This is a genomic window from Alteromonas sp. G4i35 (assembly GCF_054960375.1).
Map to the genome: position 1 here is coordinate 1 of NZ_JBHNZD010000005.1, position 22,922 is coordinate 22,922.

The window sequence follows — 22,922 nt, forward strand, 5'->3', positions numbered from 1 at the left end:
CTTCGTTGCGCTTTTCGAACCAACTTCTCTCGGTTCCTTCAATGCTTACAAGATCTCCATTTACCGATAACTCGCTGTCGATAAGCTTTGTAACGTGGGAAGGTAATTCAGGTATAGGATATAGAACATAAACACGTCGTTTTGAGCTGGCTAGTTTGTGTATTGCCCTATCAATATTTTGCAATAACTCAATAGATTTATTATCAAACTTTAAATTACCTAAGTGAGGATAAGTTTTGTTACTGCCGCCCACAAGTTGATAGGAATACCTATGAACAAAAACAACATTCTGAATCATTGGTTCATTTGCAATAAACTCTATAGATGAGTTATACCATTTAGCGCACTTAGAATAATCGTCATTCTTTCCATAAGAGGGCCTGCACCCTGAAAAGCTGAAGTGCCTTAGACCTTCATCAGTTGCCTTTAATTTTTGACTTAACGCGTATGCAAGCTCAACAGAATGGCTATCTCCGAAAGTTGCCCATGTTGTATTTCCCTTTACAAAATATTCGCACGCCTCGCTAGGATCCCTATATTTGTTTGTATGACACTTGTTTCTGAAGGGGCTTGCTTCTACATCTTCAACTAAATTCTGGTATGCGACTGGGGCTCGTTGGATAAACCCATTGGTAAAAAACGAAAGGCTGCCAATTAGCACTATTAAGACTGCACATACGAGAGGTTTATTTGTCAAAAGCGCCTTGTGTGATTGTATTTTACTATTGAAGTTAATTGTTTCTATAAACCTGTAACTTAAATAACCCAAAGCAATAGACAGACTAAAGCCTACCAAAGCATAGGCTTCGTCTAAGTCATTCTTGTGAATAAAAACTACAAGCGGCCAATGCCATAAGTAAATAGAGTAGGACCAGGTTCCCAAGGGTTGTAGTAGCTTATTGTTGAGCAAGGCGTTACTACTTTGATTAGCAATGATGATTAAATACGCTCCTGCCACAGGTACCAAAGCCGAAAAACCAGGCCAATTTGTCTTCTCTGAAAAGATAAAGCAGGAGACAGATATAAGCAGTACACCTAATAAAGCGAGGATTTTGCTTAGCGGCTGAAGTTTTTTTATGGGGTATAAGAATGCTAACCCTCCGACCAGCATTTCCCATGCACGCGTCGGAAGGATATAGTAAGACAAACTTGGGTTCTTCTGCGTAAGCCAACCACTTAAAAGCATGCTTAAAAGAGTGGTTACGACTATAACCACTTTAAGTTTATGGCGAGTTAGAATTTTATTTAAAGCTGCTAAAACAATAGGGTAGATTAAATAAAATTGCCATTCAACTGAAAGTGACCATGTATGCAGTAGCCAGTTTTCTAAAGAACTTTCAGAGAAATATCCTGACTCCATGTAGTATATTACATTCGATATAAATAAGGCGGATGAAGCCGCTTGTTTACTTAACTTCGAGTACTCGACGGGGGATAATGTGAAAAAACCTATTAAGAGCAAACTAGCACACAAAAAAGCGAGAGCAGGAATGATCCTGTTTGCTCTAGCTAGGTAAAACTCCATCAGACTAAAGCGAGATTTATCAAATTTGCTTATGATGATACTTGTCATTAAGTATCCAGATATGACAAAAAACACATCGACGCCGATAAACCCCCCAGGGAGTTTTTCCTCTACGAAGTGAAATATGACGACCGAAAGAACCGCAATAGCCCTCAGTCCATTAATATCATATCTAAACTGCACTAATTAGCCTTGTATACTAGAATTTTTAACGCTCAATTCTAAGCATAATTTGTACCGCTTATTTTTTCGAAGTTATCTAGCGTGTTTTATGTCGTAAGAATGATTCATATGGGGCGAGGATTTGGTTTAAATAGTCTAATAGGACTGCTTCAAATTTAACGCTCAATATGGAAAGTCATTATCGAATTGTGCTACACCATATTCTCCAGCAACCATACTACGTAAAACAATGCACGTGAACAGTTAGCTGTACAATGAGATGCAGCCAATTACGCTTTGAAAAAGTAGTTTACTTTGCCAGGACACACGTTACAGACGGTAAAAACAGCTGAACAATATTACGCATTTTATATGAGTTAATGTTGCTTAAAAGCGACTCTAGCGCCATAAAATAAAGGCGGGGCATTCTCACGTGGATGTTCTTTGCGCTCCAATAGTACTTAACACGTGTAAATCCTATTCGCTCAATGGCCTTAACATCTTTAAATTTCCACTCTTTCAAATGAAAACACTCTGGGGAATCTGAAAAATACTGAGAAACATCGTGTGGGCCGCAAAATGCGTGAGGTGTTCTGAATGCGTATGCTCCCCCTTTTTTTAAAATTCGCTTGATTGTCTCAAAGTGAAGTTCAACATCCTCCTCATGAAGATGCTCTATCAGCTGGTCGCTAAATATAAAATCAACGCTATCGTTGGAAATAGAAGATAGATCGTATCCATCGTAAACAATTACATCAACGTTATCAGGAAAGTGCTCGTTACTGTCTCGTTGATCAGATATATCTACGCCAATAGCTTGCCCACAATGCTGAGCGGCTTCTTTGAGCAGTCTGCCGTCACCTGATGCGAATTCAACGAATACTTCATCTTTTTTAAGAAAGCGTTTTATAAAAGCTAATCTATGACCCACCTTTTTTCGGCTTTCTGCTTCATCGTTTCGCTTTGTTAATCGAGGGTGATCTGGAACCTTAGAAAAGAGTTCGTCATACATAGTGCTGTATATTTCTGTGCGAGCTCTTCTATCAGCTTGTTTTAACTTGGAGGCAAGTCTTTTTTCAACTTGGTAATGATTAAATACTTGATCATATGACCGATTAGAAGGAAGGGGTTTCCTTAACTGCATTTTACTAATCCCTGTAAGTATCGAATTGTGATAGGCAATTTTATTTCCATTTCTTCAATCATTTATGATTGAAACCAAAGGTTCAAGTGTTTTCTACTCTTACACGGGGCGTTTGTAGAAAAAGTGCGCTAACCACTTGGTTAATCAGCACTCCACCTGAAGAGCTCTCTCAAATTTGTCGTTTGCATGCCAAATTTTCGCCATTATCAGCTATATAGGGTAGCGGTAATGTCAGTCACTCGTGTAAACTACCGCTTTTATTTCAGGCAAGCCTTAGCGCACAGAATAATTCTTCCTATGCTTTGGCCATGCAGTCATCATGTAAATTGAGGAAAACATGGAGCTTGACGCTATTATCAATCAGGCACAAAGCCAGATTGACGCTGCACAAGATGCAGCCACATTAGACCAAGTTAGGGTCGAATTCATGGGTAAGAAAGGTAAACTTACCGACTTACTTAAAGGGCTTGGAAAGTTATCTAACGAAGAACGTCCTGCCGCAGGCCAAAAGATTAACCAAGCTAAGCAGGTTATTCAGCAAGCTATTTCTGCAAAAGGTGAGTTTTTACGCACTGAAGAGCTTAACAAGAAGCTAGCAGAAGAAGCCGTAGATGTAACTTTGCCTGGTCGCACAGAAAAGCCAGGAAACTTACACCCGGTTAGCCGCACGATTGCACGCATTGAGTCTTTCTTTGGTGAGCTAGGCTTTTCAGTTAAGACTGGCCCTGAAATTGAAGACGGTTTTCACAACTTCGACGCGCTGAACATTCCTGCGAATCACCCAGCGCGTGCCGACCACGATACGTTTTACTTCAACCCAGACATGATGCTTCGTACGCAAACCTCTGGTGTTCAAATTCGTACTATGGAAGCGGAAAAGCCGCCATTGCGTATTATCTCGCCAGGCCGCGTGTATCGTAACGACTACGACCAAACACACACGCCGATGTTCCACCAAGTGGAAGGTTTGATGGTTGATAAGAATGTCAGCTTTACCGACCTTAAAGGTATTTTGCATGACTTCTTACATCACTTCTTTGAAGAGTCACTAGAAATTCGCTTCCGTCCGTCTTATTTCCCGTTTACTGAGCCGTCAGCTGAAGTAGACGTAATGGGTAAAAACGGTCAGTGGCTTGAAGTATTGGGCTGCGGCATGGTGCACCCAAATGTACTTAAAGCTGTGGGTATTGACCCAGAAGAGTACACAGGTTTTGCCTTTGGTATGGGCGTAGAGCGCTTAACTATGCTTCGTTACGGTGTTAACGACTTGCGCGCGTTCTTTGAAAACGATCTTCGTTTCCTTAAGCAGTTCAACTAAGGCAGAGAGTACACATGAAATTCAGTGAAAAATGGTTAAGAGAGTGGGTTAACCCGTCGCTGTCGGCACATGAGCTGTCCGAACAGTTGAGCATGGCTGGCCTCGAAGTAGACGGTGTTGAGCCAGTAGCAGGCGATTTTAAAGGCGTGCTAGTAGGTGAAGTAGTTGAGTGCGGTCAGCATCCTAACGCCGACAAACTGCGCGTAACTAAAATAAACGTGGGTGGCGATGAGCTACTTGATATCGTTTGTGGTGCGCCTAACTGCCGTCAGGGCATTAAAGTAGCAGTTGCTGTTGTTGGCGCTGTATTGCCTGGCGACTTTAAAATTAAGAAAGCAAAGCTTCGCGGCGAGCCGTCATTCGGTATGCTATGTAGCTTCTCTGAGCTAGGTATTAGTGACGACCACGATGGTATTATCGAGCTTCCAGCTGATGCACCTATTGGCACAGACATTCGCGATTATCTTGGTCTTGATGACAACGCAATCGAAGTAGACCTGACACCAAACCGTGCAGACTGCTTGGGTATTCGCGGCATTGCCCGTGAAGTTGGCGTATTAAATAATCTTGACGTTTGCGAACCTGAAGTAGCAGCGGTAGAGGCAACTATTGATGATAAATTATCAATTACGCTAAGCGCTGATGACGCATGCCCGCGTTATTTAGGTCGTGTGGTTAAGGGCGTTAACGTTAAAGCTGCATCGCCACTATGGTTAGTTGAAAAGCTGCGTCGCTGCGGTATTCGCAGTATCGACCCTATTGTTGACGTGACTAACTTTGTATTGCTAGAGCTTGGCCAGCCAATGCACGCGTTTAACCTTGCCAGCATTGAAGGCAATATTAACGTGCGTATGGCAAACGACGGCGAAACGCTCACACTACTTGACGAAACCGAAGCGAAGCTACAAAGCAACACCTTGGTGATTGCTGATGACAATAAAGCGCTCGCTATGGCGGGTATCTTCGGCGGTCTTCACTCAGGTGTAACTACTGAAACTCAAGACATTTTGCTTGAAAGTGCTTTCTTTAGTCGTGATGCGATTATGGGCCGTGCCCGTCAGTACGGTTTACACACCGATGCGTCGCATCGCTATGAGCGAGGTGTAGACCCCCAGCTTCAGCGTAAAGCGATGGAGCGTGCTACAGCACTAGTACTTGAAATTTGTGGTGGTGAAGCGGGCCCTGTGGTTGAAGCGGTAGCAGAAGACAAGTTACCTAAGCAGGCAACGGTTACACTTCGTCGCGAACGTTTGTCTCGCGTGCTTGGTATTAGCATTGACGATGCGAAAGTAACGGAAATGCTTAATCGCCTTGGTTTAGAAGTAACGCAAACCGAAGCAGGCTGGGAAGCAGTTGCGCCAAGCTATCGTTTCGACATTTCAATTGAAGAAGATTTGATTGAAGAAATTGCGCGTGTATACGGCTACAACAACATTCCAAACGTTGCGCCAAAAGCAACGTTGGCAATGTTACCCTCGCAAGAAGCTAAGTTGCCTTTGAACACAATGAAGTCATTGCTTCTAAGCCGTGGTTACAATGAAGCCATTACCTATTCATTCGTTGACCCTAAAATCCAAAACGCCTTGTTCCCAGACGTAAAGGGCATGGTTTTACCACACCCAATTTCATCTGATATGTCGGTAATGCGTGTAAGTTTATGGCCGGGATTAGTTGGTGCAAGTGCTTATAATCAGAAGCGTCAACAACAACGTGTTCGCATGTTTGAAACCGGATTACGCTTTATTCCTCAACAAGATGCGCCAAATGGTGTATTGCAACAGCAAGTAATTGGTGGTGTAGTAGCAGGGCGTCGTAACGAAGAGCATTGGGACTTGGGCGACAGCCCGGTTGATTTCTTCGATGCAAAAGCAGACGTAGAAGCGTTATTGGCACTTACTGGTAAATCAGGCGAGTTTCAATTCGTAACAGGGCAGCACAGTGCGCTACACCCTGGCATGACTGCAAAAATTTTGCTTAATGATGAAGAAGTTGGCTATATTGGTGCTATACATCCGCAATTTACAAAATTGCTCGGTGTAAACGGGCGTGTATTTGTGTTTGAGCTAGTGGTAGATGCCATTACAGACCGCAAATTACCGTCAGCAGTACCGGTATCGCGCTTCCCATCGAACCGCCGTGATATTGCTATTACGGTTAAAGATGAAGTGCGTGTAGGAAATGTACTTTCTTACATAGAAAAAATTGGCGTAAATCAACTAGTTGCTCTAAACTTGTTCGATGAATACAAAGGCAAGGGAATTGAGCCTGGCTATAAGAGCCTTGCTTTGTCACTTCATTTACAAGATCCGGATAAAACCTTGGAAGAAGCTGAAATTCAGCAAGCTGTGGATACTGTGGTTAAAGGTCTGGAATCTGAGTTTGGGGCCGCGTTAAGAGAGTAAACTATGGCATTGACCAAAGCCGAGATGGCTGAACACCTATTCGAGAAACTAGGCATTAACAAGCGTGATGCGAAGGATCTGGTAGAGCTTTTTTTCGAAGAGATTAAAGGCGCTCTGGAATCTGGTGAGCAAGTAAAACTGTCAGGTTTTGGCAACTTTGACCTGCGTGATAAAAATGAACGTCCTGGCCGCAATCCAAAAACCGGTGAAGACATTCCAATTAAAGCACGTCGTGTGGTTACATTCCGCCCGGGTCAAAAATTGAAAAGCCGAGTTGAAAACTCTGCACCTGTCGACCAATAATCTTTAGGTCGTTACAATACTGAAAAAGAGCGGGGTCTCTCGCTCTTTTTGTATTGCTTCTTTTATACAGTGCCGTCGCACTGGTTTTCATATGCAATTTCTTTGGAGGAAAGTGTGAAGAAAGCACTTGTCGTTCTTGCTATTATTATTGCTGCTACGTTTTCATGGTTTGCTTATCTGTCGCTGGATGCAGACAAACGAGACCAAGACGCAGCGCAAGTTCCGCTAATCACAGTCATGGAAATTCTTCACGCAAGCGATTTGCAGGAAGGGGTTAAGCAGGCCGTGAAAGATGAAAATCTCGAAGTCGTAGATTCTTGGATGGCACAAGCCCGTGAGGTAGGGCAAGCTGCTAACCTGTCATCTGAAGATATGGATTATCTTAATTCCGAAACTGCGAAGGATTACGTTGTATTCAATGCTAAACGCCAGCTGTACAACGAAGCGTTTGAAGCGCGCTATTATGCGTTGGAAGAGGTAGAAACGCTTAAAGAGCAATATCCGGAAGCCAAAGACTTGTTTCCCCGCACTGATGCACTGATTGAAAAGCGTGATACGATCATTCAACAAATTGCTGTAGCTATTTCAGGAAGCGAGCAGCCTGATGAAGCCGCGCTAAAAGAAGCGCGTGAGCAATGGTTAGCCCAGGCTAGTAAGTAGCCAAGTAACGCACTATCTCAATCTTTGTTCAATCTACTGAAATATCTGCAAACTTAGCATTTGTTAGCGTAGCTAGATCAGATGGGGCGAGGGCCACTTCTAAACCTCGTTTTCCGGCGCTTACATGAATAGTTTGCAGATTTTCAGCGCTTTTATGAATAACGCTCGCTAAGCGCTTTTTCTGCCCTAATGGGCTTACACCACCAAGTACGTAGCCTGTTGCAACCATTACTGCATTTGCTTGCGCCATTTCTACCTTTTTGACACCTAACGCTTTGGCCATTTTCTTTTCGCTAAGTTTGGTGTTTACAGGGACCACGGCCACGGCGAGCTTGTTGTTATCTGTACTCACTACCAAAGTTTTAAAGACGGTATCCGCGTCAAGGTTTAGCTTCTCAACCGCTTCTAGCCCGTAAGATGCCGCATTTGCGTCGTGGTCATACTTTAAAACCGTGTGCGCGATACGTTTTTTGGTAAGTAGTGTGATTGCAGGTGTCATTCAACCTCTTTTCTATAAAATGTTCGGCTGTATATGGGCTCATTGGGGAGTAACGGTGTAGCAGCGTGCGTTGCGTAGTCGTTAAATCCAGACGCGTAAAATTCTGAAAGCGGGTGTCCAGATTGTCCGCCAGGTAGCGTTAAAATGGCATCTTCTAAATGGCCAGGGCTGACAAAAAATCGCTCAGAGGCGCCGAAGCTAGGTGCCTGTACGGCGGGCATGTATGTATCGCCAAACCCCTCCACTTGCTGCATGTTTAACATGTTACCAACTAGCGGAATTTGATCGGCAAATGGATGTTTGACAGACAGTGCGTTCACTTTGCCCCAAGCTAATGTTTCCATATTAGCTTCTACTGGTGAATACTTGTCTAATAACTTGTGTTTGGCGCGCCTGTAGGCGTCTACAAGTAGCTCGTCAAAGCTTTCAATATCGGTAGGCAGCCAAGATTCAGGCTGACTATGAATAAGTTGCCACACTGCTGGTTCAATGCCACGTAACAGTGTACGACTGTTTACACCTTGTTGGTCTAATGTTGAAAGCACGCCTCCAAAAAGGGTTTGTACTACTTCTTGCCTAAAATATTTTACCAGGGTGTAGCCAACCGAATCTTCACATGCGCATTCGTCCCAAGTATTTAGATATGCAAGGTCTGGCTTAAATTCGATATCTTGCATGTTGAGCAGCCCATATAAAAGGTGCTGCCAAGGAATAAGAAAGCGGGCGTGATTATCTAACTGAATGGCGTAAAAATCAGTCTCAGTAAAGGTGTCCTTTTCAAATAAGCGGTCTCTTATTTGTTGCCCGCGAGCACCTAGCGCATAACCACCGTCGCCCCAGATTTTGAAGTCATCAGCTGAAATTACTCTGGCATTCGCAGTCCATATTCTTCCCATATCGGGGTTGAAAACCATGGGAAGCTTTAGTGCACGCTTTGGTGTTATGTTCACTGCTTCTTGCTCTGGTATAGCGGTGAATGAAGCCTGTTGCCTTTCCATCACCGCGCCACCAGGAAGCCATACAGCGTTGCCGCCTTCATCCACAATTACCAGGTTTTGCGTGGGGATAGCAATGCGTTGGCCTATCTTTATTGCTGTTTGAATATTTTTGGCGGTGCCGAAATTTGTAATGTTCAAATTGGCGGCAAACGGATGATGCGCTACCCAATTTAGTGCATAGCGCTTGCCATTAAGTTCTTTTACTGGCCCATACGAACTTACTTCAAACTCAAATGTATGTTCACCGTCAGGTAAAGGGATACGCTCCGTTACCGTGCTTGTGGGCGTTGTTTCGTCTAACTCAATCCAATCTACATTGTCTAAATTTGCATTGGTAAAACCCCAAGCGATATGGCCGTTGGTGCCTACAACTATGCCAGGAATGCCTGGCAGGGAAACCCCGGTTACTTGCACATCGCTGCCTGATTCTTGATAGTTTAGCTGGGCGCGATACCAGATGATGGGAACCCGCAATCCTAAATGCATGTCGTTCGCTAAAAGGCCTGCGCCTGACGTGGTGTGACTCCCGGTTACCGCCCAGTTGTTGCTACCGATATCAGGAAGCTCAGTACCGTTATATTGTGCACGGGCGATGGCCGTATTGTCGTTATCGTTTAAGTTCTGGGCTGATTCGTCCTCTGGATCACGCTCAAGGCTCTCGTCGTCACTATCTTCTGGTGAATGAGTAATTGGGTCTAGCGATGCAGGGTAGTCAGGAATAGGAGACTCAAGCAGTGGTATCTCGCTGGCATCTAATGCTGCCTGATAATTACTCGGCTGAGTAATGAAGCTGTATAAATCGTCCCCAAATGTTGAAAGCAGTGCCTCTCTTGCTAAATCAAGTTCTACTTGGCTACCCTGCAAATCCAAATACATACTGTAAATAACAAGAATACTGTCAGTGGGGCGCCATTGTTTTATATCAACGCCTGCAGCTAGGTATTCAAAAGGTGGCAACGTATACTCAGACAATGCGTCATTTACGCCATGGGCGTAGCGTACGAGTAGTTCTTGTTGTTTTGAGGGGAGGTTATCGAATACGACTTTTGCTCGTTTCTCAAATTGATGAAAGCGGGCTTTTTTATCAACATCTAGGGCAATGTCCCCCACCCATTGTGACAAACTGCCCGATGCGGCACGGCGTTGTAAATCCATTTGAAAGAAACGATCTTGAGCATGCGCAAAACCCAGTGCATAGGCTGCGTCGAAAATATCGTTAGCATTGATAATAGCATGGCCTAGTTCGTCACGGCTTAGCTCAGTAGGTGCATTCACGTGATAAGTGGCACTGTTTCCGTCAAGTGCAGGTAAACTAAGACGAAGCGATGTATACAAGCCTAATGCTGTTAACAAAAGTAATGTTAAAACACTTAAAACCAACCACTTGAACCAATTTATCACGTGTAAAACTCCCTATTTTTCTCTATCCTAACTACAGAAATTGCAAATTTGAAGTGATGTTTTATGACACATACTAAGGCGGTGCTGTGGGACCACTAATGTTGGACTGTCAGGCTGAAGAACTTTTGCCTGAAGAAAAGGAAAAATTAGCACACCCTGTGGTGGGAGGCGTAATCTTATTTAGCCGTAACTATCACGACAAGCGTCAGCTTTCGGCGCTGGTTCAAGATATAAGACGCTTTGCGAAGCAGCCGGTGTTGATTGCCGTTGATCATGAAGGAGGCCGCGTTCAGCGTTTTCGTGAAGGCTTTACTGCCATACCAGCAATGGGCGATATTTTAAGGCAGTCAGAGCATCAAGATGAAAGTGCTGCTTACGCAAAAGCGTGTGGATTAGTATTGGCTTATGAACTTAAAACTTTAGATATCGATTTTAGCTTTGCCCCGGTGCTTGATATAAATGGTGTATCGCAAGTTATTGGTGACAGGGCATTCTCAGACAATGCTGACGACGTTATTCGCCTTGCCGCTCATCTAATCCAAGGTTTAAAGGCTGTAAATATGCCGGCTATTGGAAAGCACTTTCCTGGGCATGGCAGTGTAGCGCCAGACTCTCATATAGCGTTACCAGTCGATGAACGCGAATTTGATGAAATACGCAGTACCGATATGGTGGTATTTGAACGCTTAATCGAGCGTGCGCTGCTTGATGGCGTTATGCCTGCCCATGTTATTTATAATCAGGTGTGCGATAAGCCTGCGGGTTTTTCAACTAAATGGCTGCAGGATATACTTAAACAGGAGCTAGGCTTTGGCGGTGCAGTATTTTCTGATGATTTGTCCATGCACGGCGCAAGTGTCGCAGGAAGTTACGTTGAGCGTGCTGAGGCAGCACTAGAAGCAGGTTGCGACATGGTACTTGCCTGCAACAATCCGCAAGGGGCTGATACTATCCTTGATGGATTGGAAACGCGCTTTGCTAACCTGTCTAACAACGATTTACAAAAGCAAGAACGCGTTATGGCGCTTTATGACCGTGTTATGCCTGCAGGGCTAAAAGATAAATACGACAGTGGGGTTGAGCTGGTGAAGCGCTTAAGCGAACGGTAGTTTTTAAAACTACCGTTTTTCGTCTTCTGATTTTAATGCCGGCCGCTTAAACTGGTACTTCGTCTACGCCAGCTTCTATATTTATAAATCGTGCAAAAGTGAAGAGAAAATCGCTTAAGCGATTTAAATAAGCATGTACCACTTCTGGCACGTCATAATGTTTAGATAGGCTAATGACAGCACGTTCAGCTCGCCGGCACACAGCACGACAAACATGAGCTTGCGCAGCAGCCTTACTTCCGCCAGGAAGTACAAACGACGTATTAGGCGGCATTTGACGGGTAATATTGTCTATAAGGCTTTCTAGGTTCTCAATATCAGTTTGCGTCAGCGTTGAGCTTGCTGAAATAGCAAAGCCAGCTTGAAACAGGTTGCGCTGAATGTCTTGGAGCATTGGCTTATGTTTGTCAGTAACATGCGCTGCTAGTAGTCCGATATGGCTATTGAGTTCGTCCATATCACCGTAGCTTTGTACTACTAAATCATCCTTATCTACACGTACGGCTTTGTCAGCGTAAATTTGTGTGCTGCCCTTATCACCAGTGCGAGTGTAAATCTTCATAAAACCTAAATCTCTCTATCAATCGCAAATATTATTTTTTGTTTTTAAAACCAAAGTGCTTACAGCAAGCGTTTACTCAAATCACTCGCTAACGTCAGGGCGGTTGTAGCGACGAATTTGTACTACAAAACCAAACAGCGGGTGGTCGAAATAATGCAGTTGCGTACTGATTACACGTCTTTGTTCAGCTAACGGAACCGAAACCAGCTTGTATTCTGTTGATGGTGCCAAACGGGGCTTAGCGGCATTGCCAGAGCTATCATCTTCACTGCTGAAGTAGCTTAGTGGCACCGGCTGGCGATAAAACATCTCACTATCAACATGAAGGTAGGGTACGCGGTTGATATATTTAAGAAATACTTTGATAGTGCCGTCAATTTCCCAAATAGGTGTTCTTAACGAAGCATCTATAGCGTCATCTTCACCTTGCTCTACAATCATCGGCGTATCAAGCGCTTTAAATGCGCCATACTCTATAGCCTGTGGGTTTGACAAACGGCGGTTCAAATCGGCAAAAATATCTGAAACAGCAATAAATTGATCAGTGTCTTGCGCTGCAATTTTATCAGCTTCAAAAGCAGTACCTACATCACTTAGGCTGTTTTCATATGTGCCCGAGGTATAATTGCTATTGTAATCAGAAAGAGCGGTGGTGGAGTCATAACCAAATTCTGTAGCAGAATTGTACGGCTCATTATCTGAGCTATTAGCTAGTTTTTGCTCTCGCATATCACCGTTCATGTCAAACTGCTGCGCGTAGTTTTGCCCACCATAAAGGCGCACATTGAAAGCTTTGTTCTTACCAAACATAACCGGCTGACGCCAGGTAGCGTGTAACAAACGTTCTAGCTCGCGATTAGAACGTATTTGGCGAGAAATTGAAGACAGTGCTTGCTGATTACTGGTAAGCAGATGCGCTTTTGAAGCAGCCGGCCAGTCGTGACCTTCAATGATAATAGGCAAACTTGCTGGAGCGGGTAGCCTATTATCAGGCTGATTCACCTTCCATACGATTACAGGTTGAAGCGCGCTGCTTCTAGATTTGTTCTCGCTTATCGAAACGCCTGAGTTTAGTTCGTCGTCGCTTGGAACAACAACGTTTAGTGCAGTGGTTACCTCAGCGCTAAGCCAAGGCTTGGACTCTTCACAGTACTTAATTGCAGGCACCGTGACAGGCGAAGTATCTTTTACGCCAAAGAATGACGTCCAATAGCTGGCGATGGTTGCAGCATCAGGAGCGGGTGTAGCGTCGTCAGTGATGACCTCTTCATTTGAGTAGTCAAGGCTATCGCTATAGTCGGAGTCTGTTGAAGAATAAGTAGCGCCATACTCATCGCCATTAATGGTTTCGCTTTGTGCCTGACTCGCTTCGTCTGGTGTAAGAGATGGCTCATTGGCTGTTAAGCCGGATGTTTCATTGTATCCATAGCCCGCTTCTTCAGAGTAAGAGTTAGGAGACATGTCACCGTACTGTGAACTGTTATCTTCAGGCAGCGACAAGAAATCTACATCTTTTGCTGGTACGCTCAATAGTCCGTTGCTAGGCCACTTAACCGATGTATCAGCGCCGCAAACGGCTAACCCTTGTTTTAGATAGCTTATATCAGGCGAAATGATATCGCTGATGATGTCTGCCTGAGCGCGAGGGGCTGACAAGTTGTCAGCCAAAGAAAACTGCTCTTCTAACTCAGTTAGTGCCACGTTGCGCTTAAACGCAATAACTTCCACATCGAACCACCAGTTGTCATTGGCGTTAGCTGCAGTTGAAATTGTCGTTAAGAAAACGGCGCTTATTGATGCAACTAACGGGCACCAGCGAGATAACTTCATGTTACCGCGACTCCTTTGCAAAATCGGCAATAATATCGCTAATAAACGCGATGCGCTCTTTAGCTGTTTCGGTCTTTTTCACCAAACGCAGTTTTTGGCTTCCTTCAAACTTAAAGGTGTTTGGTTTGGTTTGCACCAAACTAATAATATAGCCTGGGTTAACCTTAGTGGTTTCTTTAAACTCTATGGTACCGCCTTGGGCCGACAAGTCTACTTTTAGAATGCCTAACGCCTGGGCTTTTAGTTTAATTTCAGCCACTTCTATCAAGTTTTTAGCTGGCTCTGGTAATAGGCCAAAGCGGTCAATACATTCTACCTGGAATTCATCAATGTCGTCTTGGGACGTACAGCTTGCCAGACGTTTATATAGCGATAGGCGGGTGTTAACGTCGGCAATATAGTCTTCAGGCAATAGGGCTGGAATACGCAGTTCAACTTCGGTATGGCCCGAGGTCGCGTCGTCTAATGAAGGCTCTCGACCTTCTTTAAGCGCGTTAACGGCTTTATCGAGCATATCCATGTACAAACTGAAACCAATACTCGCTATTTGCCCCGATTGGTCGTCGCCTAACAGCTCACCGGCACCACGAATTTCTAAATCGTGGGTAGCAAGCGCAAAACCTGCACCTAAATCTTCAAGCTGTGATATTGCTTCTAAACGTTTCACTGCATCTTTGGTCATGCGCTTTGGATGTGGCGTTAATAAGTAGGCGTACGCTTGATGATGCGAACGACCTACACGGCCTCGAAGCTGGTGAAGCTGCGCTAAACCTAAATGATCGGCTCTATCCATAATAATGGTATTCGCACTTGGTACGTCGATACCTGTTTCAATGATGGTAGTACACACAAGTACGTTGTAGCGCTGGTGATAGAAGTCGCTCATTACGCCTTCAAGTTCACGCTCGCGCATTTGGCCGTGCCCCACTGCAATACGGGCTTCGGGAACAATTTCTGCGATTTCTTCAGCCGTTCGCGCAATGCTATCTACTTCGTTGTGAAGGAAGTAAACCTGACCACCACGCAATATCTCACGCATAATGGCTTCGCGAATAACGGCTTTATTACGCTGCTGAACAAAAGTTTTAATTGATAATCGACGGGCTGGTGCTGTGGCAATAATCGATAAATCGCGCATGCCTGATAACGCCATGTTAAGCGTCCGAGGAATAGGCGTAGCGGTTAACGTTAAGATATCTACATCGGCACGTAAGGACTTAAGTTTCTCTTTTTGACGCACGCCAAAGCGATGTTCTTCGTCGATGATCACCAGCCCCAAATCTTTGTATTTAATATCGCTAGACAGCAGTTTATGTGTGCCTACTACGATATCTACCTTTCCTTCGCCGATGCGCTCAACCACAGATTTTTGCGCTTTACCGCTTACAAAGCGGCTCATCACTTCAATTTCAAACGGCCACGCAGCAAAGCGGTCTTTAAAGTTCTCGTAATGTTGCTGAGCCAGTAGGGTAGTGGGCACCAAAATAGCCACCTGTTTACCAGCATTAGCTGCAAGGAATGCCGCGCGCATGGCAACTTCGGTTTTACCGAAACCTACGTCACCGCAAACGAGGCGATCCATAGCCGATGGACTGCCCATGTCGTGCATAACCGCAGCAATGGCTTGGGCTTGGTCAGGCGTTTCTTCAAAGGGGAAACTGTCTGAGAACGCTTGGTAGTCGTCCCAGTTAATTTTATACGCAAAACCTGGCTTAGCTGCGCGGCGGGCATACACATCTAATAGTTCAGCGGCTACGTCACGTACTTTTTCGGCGGCTTTTTGCTTGGCTTTTGTCCATGCGTCAGAGCCAAGGGCGCTAACTGGCGCGCTGTCGGCATCACCACCAGTGTAGCGTGAAATTAAGTGAAGCGATGCCACAGGCACGTAAAGCTTAGATTGCTTGGCATACTCAATGCACAAATATTCGGTTGCTACGCCGCCCGCGTCCAATGTTTGAAGGCCTAAATAACGGCCAACACCGTGGTCGAGATGCACCACAGGCTGACCAATAGAAAGTTCCGCCAGGTTGCGGATAATGGCGCTTTCGTCGGTGGCGGTGCGTTTATCGCGAAGGCGGCGCTGGCTTACCTTTTGCCCTAATAGTTCGGTTTCGGTAATGAATAACAGCTCGCCTTCCTGAGTTTGCCAGCGGAAACTGTTATCAACCATACCCACGGTAATGCCAATGGCGTCGTGGCTTGCGATAAAATCGCTAAAGCTATCAACAATCTTTGGCTTTATGCCCGCTTTGGCAAGTACCGTAAGCAAGCCCTCTCGGCGACCTTGGGTTTCAGCACAAAACAGTACTTTAGCCCCGTTGTCAGTGGCTTGATTTACCGTTTTAATGAGTCGCTCAGCAGGTACTTTTTTCTGCGAGTTAATCGCGATGTCGTCAAGCTTTTCGCATTGAAGGTTGCTAGTACCTGATTTTTCTTCAAGTACCTTGCTGGAAAGAGATGCACGAGGCCACTGCTTTATGGCACCAAATAGCTCATTTATAGGTAAAAATAGCTCGTCTGGTGCAAGCAGTGGACGGGCTAAGTTATAACGATACTGCTCGTAGCGTTCTTGTACGTCGGCCCAGAAAAACTCGCTGGCGTCTTGCACATCACCGTGAAGTAAAAGCAGGCTTTTAGGGTGGAGATAGTCAAAAAGCGTAGCGGTTTTCTCAAAGAAGAGGGGAAGATAATATTCCACACCGCTCGGCATGGTGCCCTTGCTTACCTGAGAAAATACGCTTTCAGATGCATTGTTTGCGTCGAACTTTTGTAAAAACTGCTGGCGGAAAAGCGTGATTGCTTCTTTGTCTGTAGGAAACTCTCGTGCTGGTAGCAAGCGAATTTCGTTTACTGCCTCGCCAGAGCGCTGGGTTTCAGTATCGAAATAGCGAATGGAGTCGATTTCGTCATCAAACAAGTCTATTCGAAATGGCTTGTCGCTTCCCATCGGAAAAAGGTCGATGATGCTACCGCGCACCGAGAATTCGCTGTGGCTCATTACCTGACTAACATGCAGGTAGCCGGCTTGTTCGAGGTTACGTCTAAACTGATCTCTATCTAAGGTGTCGCCCTTATTTAGCATAAGCAGGTACTTTGCTAAATAATCGGTAGGAGCTAAACGCTGCATTAACGTATTAACAGGCACTATGAATATGCCTTCACCTTGCTGTGTAAAGCGGAACAGGGTTTCTAATCGCTGAGAAACAATGTCTTGATGAGGCGAAAACGAATCGTAGGGCAGTGTTTCCCAATCTGGAAACAGGGTAATAGGTGTCTGCTTTGTATTATCGCTTAAGAAAAAAGCTATTTCTTTTTCGAGCTTCATTGCCGATGGAGTATCGGCGGTAATCAGTACAATAGGGCCTTTGTATTGGCTGAGTGCTTGGCTAATGCACAGCGCGGCACTACTGCCTTGGAGTTGGCCCCAGTGTTTGTGATCTTGTGAAGAGGCTTCTTTTTTAGGCGCAGGTAATGGAAGCGATAATAAAGTGGCTGTCATGACGTCCTGTTTTTTAAGTGCAAGATGAGTTTTACGGCTTATATACTGATGTTAGGGTCTATTCAGATCCCGCTTTTTTTCTTTCGCCCGCTTTCTTAACTGTTGTGTTTGAATATGCAAGCTAGCGCGAACCAAAAGCTCCTGATCTTGCTCTCGAATGGTGTTAAAGATAAAGGCAATATGGTAACTATCTTCAACTTGCTCGCAAGTAATTACTTCGCCATAACAAAAAATTGCTGCTGCTTCGGCATCCAAGAAAAGTTTAAGTTCCGCCTTAGCACCCACGTCCAACGCTTCTTTTGACTCGATGACTACACCGCCACCACCGAGCTTTACGGTTTTGAAGCGAAACTCTGGCTCGTCTTGCTGGTGCAAAACGAATGACATCATCAAATCGATTTTTCGTGCCTGATGGTTTAAGTAGTCAGCCAGCGACTCAGCGTGGTCACTTAGATTACGAAGCGGACGAATTGCCTGTGCTTCTATAGCGGCCATTTCGCTGGCAATGCGAAATGCATAGGGCATCGACTCTTCCAAGTTCTCTTCATCAGGTACTATTTCGTCCGCGCCTAACGGGCGCACATTGGCGTTTATGCGATGTGCGATAGAAAAATACTCATCTAATTGGGCTTTTTTTTGTTCTAGGCTAAGTTCGCTCACATCATTCCTCTGCCACTAATTCTTGTGCAGTTAGTAACTTATAAGTAGTATACCGTTCACACGTAGTATACCCACTTTACTATTTTGGGGTTAACCCGTCATCTCGTCTTTGGGCTACTTATCTGAATTATTCATTCATTAAGCATAGCTAAATGTAAGGCAGATTACCGTATTACTGAAAAGCAAGGCGCTATGTTTTATCCTCTTTCTGCATTCATTGCTTATCGTTATGCCAAGTCTAACAAAGCAAGCCAAACCAGTTTTGTTTCATTTATTAATCGATTTTCAGTGGCGGGCATCGCACTGGGCTTAATGGCGCTTATAATCGTTGTATCGGTGATGAATGGCCTGGAAGGGCAGCTAAAACAGCGCATCTTAGGCATTGTCCCCCATATCGAAATTACAAAGACACCCATCATAAGCGAGAGTCCTAATGGGGCATCCAACGAACGAGAAGTGACAGAGATACCTCCGCAAACGACAGAAAAAAACCAAGCTCTTACTATAAAGAAAATTTCAGAGACACCTATTGAAGGCGTTGTTGCCACTATGGCTTACAGGGAGGCTGAAGCAGTAGTGCAGTCTCGCTCGGACTTGCGTGGCGTTCAAGTTCACGGTGTTCAACCTGACGTAATGATTGAGCACACATTGGTTGCAAACCATATGGAGCAGGGGCGATTTAGCGATCTAACCAAAGGAAGTTTTGCAGCGATCATTGGGCGCTCGCTTGCCATAAAACTTGAAGCACGAGTAGGAGATAGATTGCGTGTCATGGTGGCTGGTGCAAGTGTGTATACACCGTTTGGAAGAATGCCAAGTCAACGGCTTGTAACCGTGGTGGGTGTATTCGATATGGGTTCACAGATGGACGACAAGGTGATGTATATGAACCTTGAAGACGTTAACCGTTTAATGCGAGACCCTAAAGGCAGCGAACAATCCCTTCGGCTATTTTTAGATGACGCTTTTAATTACCAAGCGGTTGTAAGTGTATTAACAGATAAGATGAGTGTCTCTATAAACAATATCAGAACGTGGCGAGAGCGTCAGGGGCCGCTATTCGATGCGGTTAAAATGGAAAAGAACATGATGACACTTATGCTACTGCTTATTATCGCGGTGGCGGCATTCAATATCGTTTCTGCACTGGTAATGGTGGTAACGGAAAAACAAGGCGATATCGCAGTACTTCAAACCCAAGGTATGTTACCCAGTTCAGTAATGTGGATTTTTGTGTTAAATGGCTTATTCAATGGCATTAAAGGTGCGGGTGTTGGACTAATTTTAGGCGTGGTAATTACCCTACAACTCAACAATATTTTAGATCTCGTTGGCTCGCCTTTAGCCTTAGCGGCAGACGGAAAAGGGTTGCCTATTGAAATGGATGTTGTGCAAATCGCAGGCATTACTTTGTTGTCTTTGCTATTGTGTGTTTTGGCCAGCGTATACCCAGCGCGCAAAGCGATGAAAATTGCACCTTCTCAAGCGCTTCAAAACGAATAAATCGCTGAATTTACCGTGCAAATTAGTGCAAAATTCACTATACTCGCGTTCTTTTAAATTTTGCCCAGTGAGACGTCATGAATAAGAATTTTATCACCTCGCAATCGCTTCTACAGGATTCCTTTCGCCTAGCGGCAAAGGTGTATGAAGACGGCTTTCGCCCTGACTTTATTATTGGTATCTGGCGTGGTGGTGCTCCCATTGGTATCGCGGTTCAAGAATTCTTTGAATTTAAAAATACGTCAACCGACCATATCGCAGTACGTACATCGTCTTACTATGGAATAAACAAGCAGTCGAAAGAGATTCGCGTACACGGATTACACTACTTGGTCGAAAACGCGAATGCGGATGACAAATTGTTGATTGTTGATGATGTTTTTGATTCAGGCCGCAGTGTTGATGCCCTTATTAAGCAAATCAATAAATTGATGCGCTTGAACATGCCAAAGGACATTCGTATCGCATGCCCATGGTACAAGCCTCAAAACAACACGACAGATATCGTGCCGGATTACTACGTGAACGAAAGTGACGAGTGGTTAGTTTTCCCTCATGAAATAGCAGGGTTGTCGGAAGAAGAAATTCGCGAAGGCAAAGGCGAACTAGCCGACGTTATGGACATACTGTTTAAAAAGTAATTGCTAAGTGGCTAAGAAAAGCGACTAAGAATTACTGTCAAATGTATCTAAACCGCACGTTTGTGCGGTTTTTTTGTCGGCTAATTTTATCGGAAATGTCAACGTAAACTCGGTGCCTACATTTACCTCACTTTCAACGCTGATTGTTCCTCCCATCGCTTCGACAATTGAAAAGGAAATATAAAGTCCTAGTCCAGTGCCTTTGCCGGTCGGCTTAGTGGTATAAAAGGGCTCAAAGAGCTTTTGAAGAGCGTGTTTCTCTATTCCGCAGCCCGTATCCTTCACTGAAACAATCGTATTGTTTCCGTCCTCAAATGAAGAAATGGTTAGTTTGTCGCCGTCTTCCATTGCTTGGGCAGCATTCACAAACAGGTTCACCAAAACTTGGTTTAACTTTCCGGTTTTTCCTTTTATTAAGGGTACGTCAGATAGGTGCTGTTGTATTTTTATTCGGTGCTTCAACTCACTGTTCACTAGTCGCAAGGCATGAGCAATACAGTCGTTGACATTGATGGTTTCATCATCAGCAATATCCGCATCATGAGAAAACGAACGAAGACTGGTGATAATGTCGGTAACTCTATTTAGACCTTCCTCAGACTCGCTACAGATATCAGCAATTTCGTCGCTTAACGAGTCGATTCTATTCTGAGCCTGCCACTGCTTTGCGGCCTCCGCTATTTCTAACCTTTCATCGTCGCTTGTACTAGCAGCCAATTGCAAAACGATGTCCTGCATCTGCGATAGCGCCGGTAGTACGTTTCTTAAAAAGTGAATGTTGCTATTTATAAATGCAACAGGGTTATTAATTTCATGGGCAACACCCGCGGCTAATAACCCAAGTGATGCCATTTTTTCTGAATCTATAAGGCTCTTTTCAACTTGTGCTTTTTCTTCTTTTAACCGCACGGTTTCAAGCGCCATAAGCTTTGCTTGCATCCCCATGGCCATTTGCGCAGTGAAGGTACGGTATCTATTGGCCATATCGACGTATTCTTGCGTGTAGTAACCCAATGATTGATGACAGAATACGATAACGGCGTGCTGGTTATGAACCTTAAATGGGCAATAGAGAACAGAAGTTACAGGTCTATCAAATAAACACAAATGTTGCTGCCATGTTGGCTGCTGTTGTATGTTGAAAAGCGCTACCGGTTCGCTTTTAACCGCGCGTGAGAGTGTGTCATCTATTTTCCACACCGTGTTGAGTAGAGGGGAGTGTGTACTGTTGATACACCTCATCTTACCGGCACTTTCATTTTCTAAAACAAAACAAACTTCATAATTGTATAGGCCTTTAAAAATGCTAAACATTTTGTTGTAAAGGCCTTGCTCATCTTCCGCAGTAAGCAGTGCTCGAGTACCTTCAAGTAAGGCGTCACTTTCTTTTTTGTGAGCTTCTGCCTGCTGTTTAAGTCGGTAAACAAGTGCTAGGTCTTCTAATACATTTTCGTAATCTTTATTCATTGGGAGAACACTACCGCTGATATCATGAGGTTGCCGTGTCTGTTCTTGCCATCTAAAAAGCGCCCCTGCTCGCCAAACGTGAAAGGGCCACAAATAGGTAATGAGGAAAATTTTTCTTGTAATGAGTACAGCATAAAATTGATTTCGTCTCCGACCATTAAGCGGCATCCTGCGCAATAGATCATTAAGACGCCAACGGGCTTTTTGCCCTCTGGTAACAGCATAATTGCATTGTTTATTACCCGCTCAGCGCGAGCGATGAGGCTAGAAATGCTCCCTTCCATTAGAACGAGCTCTTCACCTTCTTTTACTTCTGAAAAAACGTGTAGTGCGCCATTTGTATCTACAGAATCTGGATGACATAAAAGGTAATTAACAGCGCCGTTGTCTAAGGCTACGGGCCTGCCTAGCGGCGCGGAAGATGTCAGACCCAAAATTTGACCGCCATCCAACTGATTAGCGATAAGGTTATTTGTCGCTTCATTGTAAACTGCGCTAGCACGGTAATCGTTGAGTTGGTGAACTTGCCTCCCTTGGGCTTTGGTAGCTTTAAATACGGTCTCGGTGGGTTTGTATCCCGAACTGTAACTTAATCCCAATGGAGTAGACGGGTACATGACAGCAACGGCGACAGTTTGTGAGCCACATGATGTTTTTGTGATAGTGTTCCAATTGCCAGAAACCGTGTTGTCTGCCATTGAACCTCCGAAAATAGGAACTTGAGTTCCCACTACGCTCGCAAAGCCTTCGAGTATTCTTTCTTCGTCTCCAGGCGGTAGCGCACACCATATTAAGGTCGGGCTTTCGTACGGTCTCCCTGCATCATCCAGTGCGTGCTGCAATGCCTTAGCTCCCGCCTCAAATGAGCCACATTGCACTGAATCTGCGCTACCTACGCCAAAAGCTCCACCTTCATCAATCACACAGAACAGCGCTAGATTACACTCGGCATCAACAATGCCTTCGTCACAAAGTAAAGCTCCCCGGCATGAGCTGGATACAAAAAAGGGCGTCGCAAGGTTGTTAAGTGTCTGTCGCAGTTCCTGAAACGGTAAGTCAGCATTGCCGTAACCTATGACCAAGGAAGGTTTATTCTTGCTAAATAATGTATTTATTTCAGATGCAATAGCAGATGCATCGTCACACTTCACCGAGAACGTTTTAATATACATTTGGCCCTTACCACTCAACCATACTCCCTAATAATAGATAGAAATTAGAAAAAGCTTATTAAACATT

General features: G+C 44.6%; 17 protein-coding genes. 7 read left to right on the plus strand and 10 right to left on the minus strand.

What is annotated here, in order from left to right:
* A partial coding sequence (locus tag ACFI6L_RS03895) for an acyltransferase family protein (protein WP_462573447.1) occupies nt 1-1,708 on the minus strand: 1,708 nt, incomplete at its 3' end.
* Nucleotides 1,709-1,997: 289 nt separating this feature from the next.
* Nucleotides 1,998-2,831, minus strand: a complete 834-nt coding sequence (locus ACFI6L_RS03900; RefSeq protein ID WP_014979039.1) for a class I SAM-dependent methyltransferase — start codon at nt 2,829-2,831, stop codon at nt 1,998-2,000.
* 337 nt (nt 2,832-3,168) lie between these two features.
* Between ACFI6L_RS03900 and pheS the strand changes: the two genes are divergently transcribed.
* From pheS to ACFI6L_RS03920, 4 genes are all read left to right on the plus strand, one after another.
* Complete coding sequence (pheS, locus tag ACFI6L_RS03905) at nt 3,169-4,149, plus strand: phenylalanine--tRNA ligase subunit alpha (protein WP_012518127.1); 981 nt, start codon at nt 3,169-3,171, stop codon at nt 4,147-4,149.
* Between the two features lie 14 nt (nt 4,150-4,163).
* The gene (gene pheT, locus ACFI6L_RS03910) at nt 4,164-6,551 is read left to right on the plus strand and encodes a phenylalanine--tRNA ligase subunit beta (RefSeq protein WP_462573448.1); all 2,388 of its coding nucleotides are present in this window, start codon (nt 4,164-4,166) and stop codon (nt 6,549-6,551) included.
* Nucleotides 6,552-6,554: 3 nt separating this feature from the next.
* On the plus strand, nt 6,555-6,854 hold the full coding sequence (gene ihfA / locus ACFI6L_RS03915; RefSeq protein ID WP_014949129.1) for an integration host factor subunit alpha: 300 nt from the start codon (nt 6,555-6,557) through the stop codon (nt 6,852-6,854).
* 114 nt (nt 6,855-6,968) lie between these two features.
* Nucleotides 6,969-7,514: a hypothetical protein gene (locus ACFI6L_RS03920; RefSeq protein WP_462573449.1), complete on the plus strand. Its 546-nt coding sequence runs from the start codon at nt 6,969-6,971 to the stop codon at nt 7,512-7,514.
* 28 nt (nt 7,515-7,542) lie between these two features.
* Here the strand turns inward: ACFI6L_RS03920 and ybaK are convergent, their stop codons facing one another.
* Both ybaK and ACFI6L_RS03930 read right to left on the minus strand, forming a co-directional pair.
* Entirely contained in the window at nt 7,543-8,013 is a 471-nt protein-coding gene (ybaK, locus tag ACFI6L_RS03925) for a Cys-tRNA(Pro) deacylase (protein ID WP_075176376.1), read from the minus strand.
* Nucleotides 8,010-10,412, minus strand: a complete 2,403-nt coding sequence (locus ACFI6L_RS03930) for a penicillin acylase family protein (RefSeq protein WP_462573450.1) — start codon at nt 10,410-10,412, stop codon at nt 8,010-8,012. Before ACFI6L_RS03930 ends, ybaK begins: the two co-directional genes overlap by 4 nt.
* A gap of 98 nt (nt 10,413-10,510) precedes the next feature.
* Here ACFI6L_RS03930 and nagZ point away from each other — a divergent pair, with 98 nt between their 5' ends.
* Nucleotides 10,511-11,521: a beta-N-acetylhexosaminidase gene (gene nagZ, locus ACFI6L_RS03935; protein ID WP_462573511.1), complete on the plus strand. Its 1,011-nt coding sequence runs from the start codon at nt 10,511-10,513 to the stop codon at nt 11,519-11,521.
* Nucleotides 11,522-11,567: 46 nt separating this feature from the next.
* Here the strand turns inward: nagZ and ACFI6L_RS03940 are convergent, their stop codons facing one another.
* The 4 genes from ACFI6L_RS03940 to ACFI6L_RS03955 all read right to left on the minus strand — a co-directional run bounded on the left by ACFI6L_RS03940 (nt 11,568) and on the right by ACFI6L_RS03955 (nt 18,072).
* Nucleotides 11,568-12,083, minus strand: coding sequence for a cob(I)yrinic acid a,c-diamide adenosyltransferase (locus tag ACFI6L_RS03940; protein ID WP_069944124.1), 516 nt, complete (start codon nt 12,081-12,083; stop codon nt 11,568-11,570).
* Between the two features lie 81 nt (nt 12,084-12,164).
* The gene (locus ACFI6L_RS03945; protein WP_462573451.1) at nt 12,165-13,913 is read right to left on the minus strand and encodes a CsiV family protein; all 1,749 of its coding nucleotides are present in this window, start codon (nt 13,911-13,913) and stop codon (nt 12,165-12,167) included.
* A gap of 1 nt (nt 13,914) precedes the next feature.
* The gene (mfd, locus tag ACFI6L_RS03950) at nt 13,915-17,412 is read right to left on the minus strand and encodes a transcription-repair coupling factor (RefSeq protein ID WP_462573452.1); all 3,498 of its coding nucleotides are present in this window, start codon (nt 17,410-17,412) and stop codon (nt 13,915-13,917) included.
* A 51-nt stretch (nt 17,413-17,463) separates the two neighbouring features.
* Nucleotides 17,464-18,072 (minus strand): PilZ domain-containing protein, encoded by a 609-nt coding sequence (locus ACFI6L_RS03955; protein ID WP_462573453.1) that lies wholly within the window; start codon nt 18,070-18,072, stop codon nt 17,464-17,466.
* 192 nt (nt 18,073-18,264) lie between these two features.
* Here ACFI6L_RS03955 and ACFI6L_RS03960 point away from each other — a divergent pair, with 192 nt between their 5' ends.
* Together ACFI6L_RS03960 and ACFI6L_RS03965 are read left to right on the plus strand one after the other, a co-directional pair.
* Nucleotides 18,265-19,575 carry a lipoprotein-releasing ABC transporter permease subunit gene (locus ACFI6L_RS03960; RefSeq protein ID WP_462573454.1) on the plus strand — a complete coding sequence of 437 codons (1,311 nt, stop codon included), beginning with the start codon at nt 18,265-18,267 and terminating at the stop codon, nt 19,573-19,575.
* Nucleotides 19,576-19,652: 77 nt separating this feature from the next.
* Nucleotides 19,653-20,216, plus strand: a complete 564-nt coding sequence (locus tag ACFI6L_RS03965) for a phosphoribosyltransferase (RefSeq protein ID WP_014949139.1) — start codon at nt 19,653-19,655, stop codon at nt 20,214-20,216.
* A 24-nt stretch (nt 20,217-20,240) separates the two neighbouring features.
* On the opposite strand, the gene ACFI6L_RS03970 is transcribed toward ACFI6L_RS03965, so the two are convergent.
* Both ACFI6L_RS03970 and ACFI6L_RS03975 read right to left on the minus strand, forming a co-directional pair.
* Nucleotides 20,241-21,683 (minus strand): GAF domain-containing sensor histidine kinase, encoded by a 1,443-nt coding sequence (locus tag ACFI6L_RS03970; protein WP_462573455.1) that lies wholly within the window; start codon nt 21,681-21,683, stop codon nt 20,241-20,243.
* Nucleotides 21,680-22,855: an FIST signal transduction protein gene (locus ACFI6L_RS03975; RefSeq protein ID WP_462573512.1), complete on the minus strand. Its 1,176-nt coding sequence runs from the start codon at nt 22,853-22,855 to the stop codon at nt 21,680-21,682. Before ACFI6L_RS03975 ends, ACFI6L_RS03970 begins: the two co-directional genes overlap by 4 nt.
* Nucleotides 22,856-22,922 lie beyond the last annotated feature (67 nt).

Bases quoted from the DNA above. Each gene is read 5' to 3' on its own strand.
- ACFI6L_RS03900 (WP_014979039.1), bottom strand. From the start codon at position 2,831: ATGCAGTTAAGGAAACCCCTTCCTTCTAATCGGTCATATGATCAAGTA.
- ACFI6L_RS03940 (WP_069944124.1), bottom strand. From the start codon at position 12,083: ATGAAGATTTACACTCGCACTGGTGATAAGGGCAGCACACAAATTTAC.
- ybaK (WP_075176376.1), bottom strand. From the start codon at position 8,013: ATGACACCTGCAATCACACTACTTACCAAAAAACGTATCGCGCACACG.
- ACFI6L_RS03975 (WP_462573512.1), bottom strand. From the start codon at position 22,855: ATGTATATTAAAACGTTCTCGGTGAAGTGTGACGATGCATCTGCTATT.
- ACFI6L_RS03965 (WP_014949139.1), top strand. From the start codon at position 19,653: ATGAATAAGAATTTTATCACCTCGCAATCGCTTCTACAGGATTCCTTT.
- mfd (WP_462573452.1), bottom strand. From the start codon at position 17,412: ATGACAGCCACTTTATTATCGCTTCCATTACCTGCGCCTAAAAAAGAA.
- pheT (WP_462573448.1), top strand. From the start codon at position 4,164: ATGAAATTCAGTGAAAAATGGTTAAGAGAGTGGGTTAACCCGTCGCTG.
- ACFI6L_RS03945 (WP_462573451.1), bottom strand. From the start codon at position 13,913: ATGAAGTTATCTCGCTGGTGCCCGTTAGTTGCATCAATAAGCGCCGTT.
- nagZ (WP_462573511.1), top strand. From the start codon at position 10,511: ATGTTGGACTGTCAGGCTGAAGAACTTTTGCCTGAAGAAAAGGAAAAA.
- ACFI6L_RS03970 (WP_462573455.1), bottom strand. From the start codon at position 21,683: ATGAATAAAGATTACGAAAATGTATTAGAAGACCTAGCACTTGTTTAC.
- ACFI6L_RS03960 (WP_462573454.1), top strand. From the start codon at position 18,265: ATGTTTTATCCTCTTTCTGCATTCATTGCTTATCGTTATGCCAAGTCT.
- ihfA (WP_014949129.1), top strand. From the start codon at position 6,555: ATGGCATTGACCAAAGCCGAGATGGCTGAACACCTATTCGAGAAACTA.
- pheS (WP_012518127.1), top strand. From the start codon at position 3,169: ATGGAGCTTGACGCTATTATCAATCAGGCACAAAGCCAGATTGACGCT.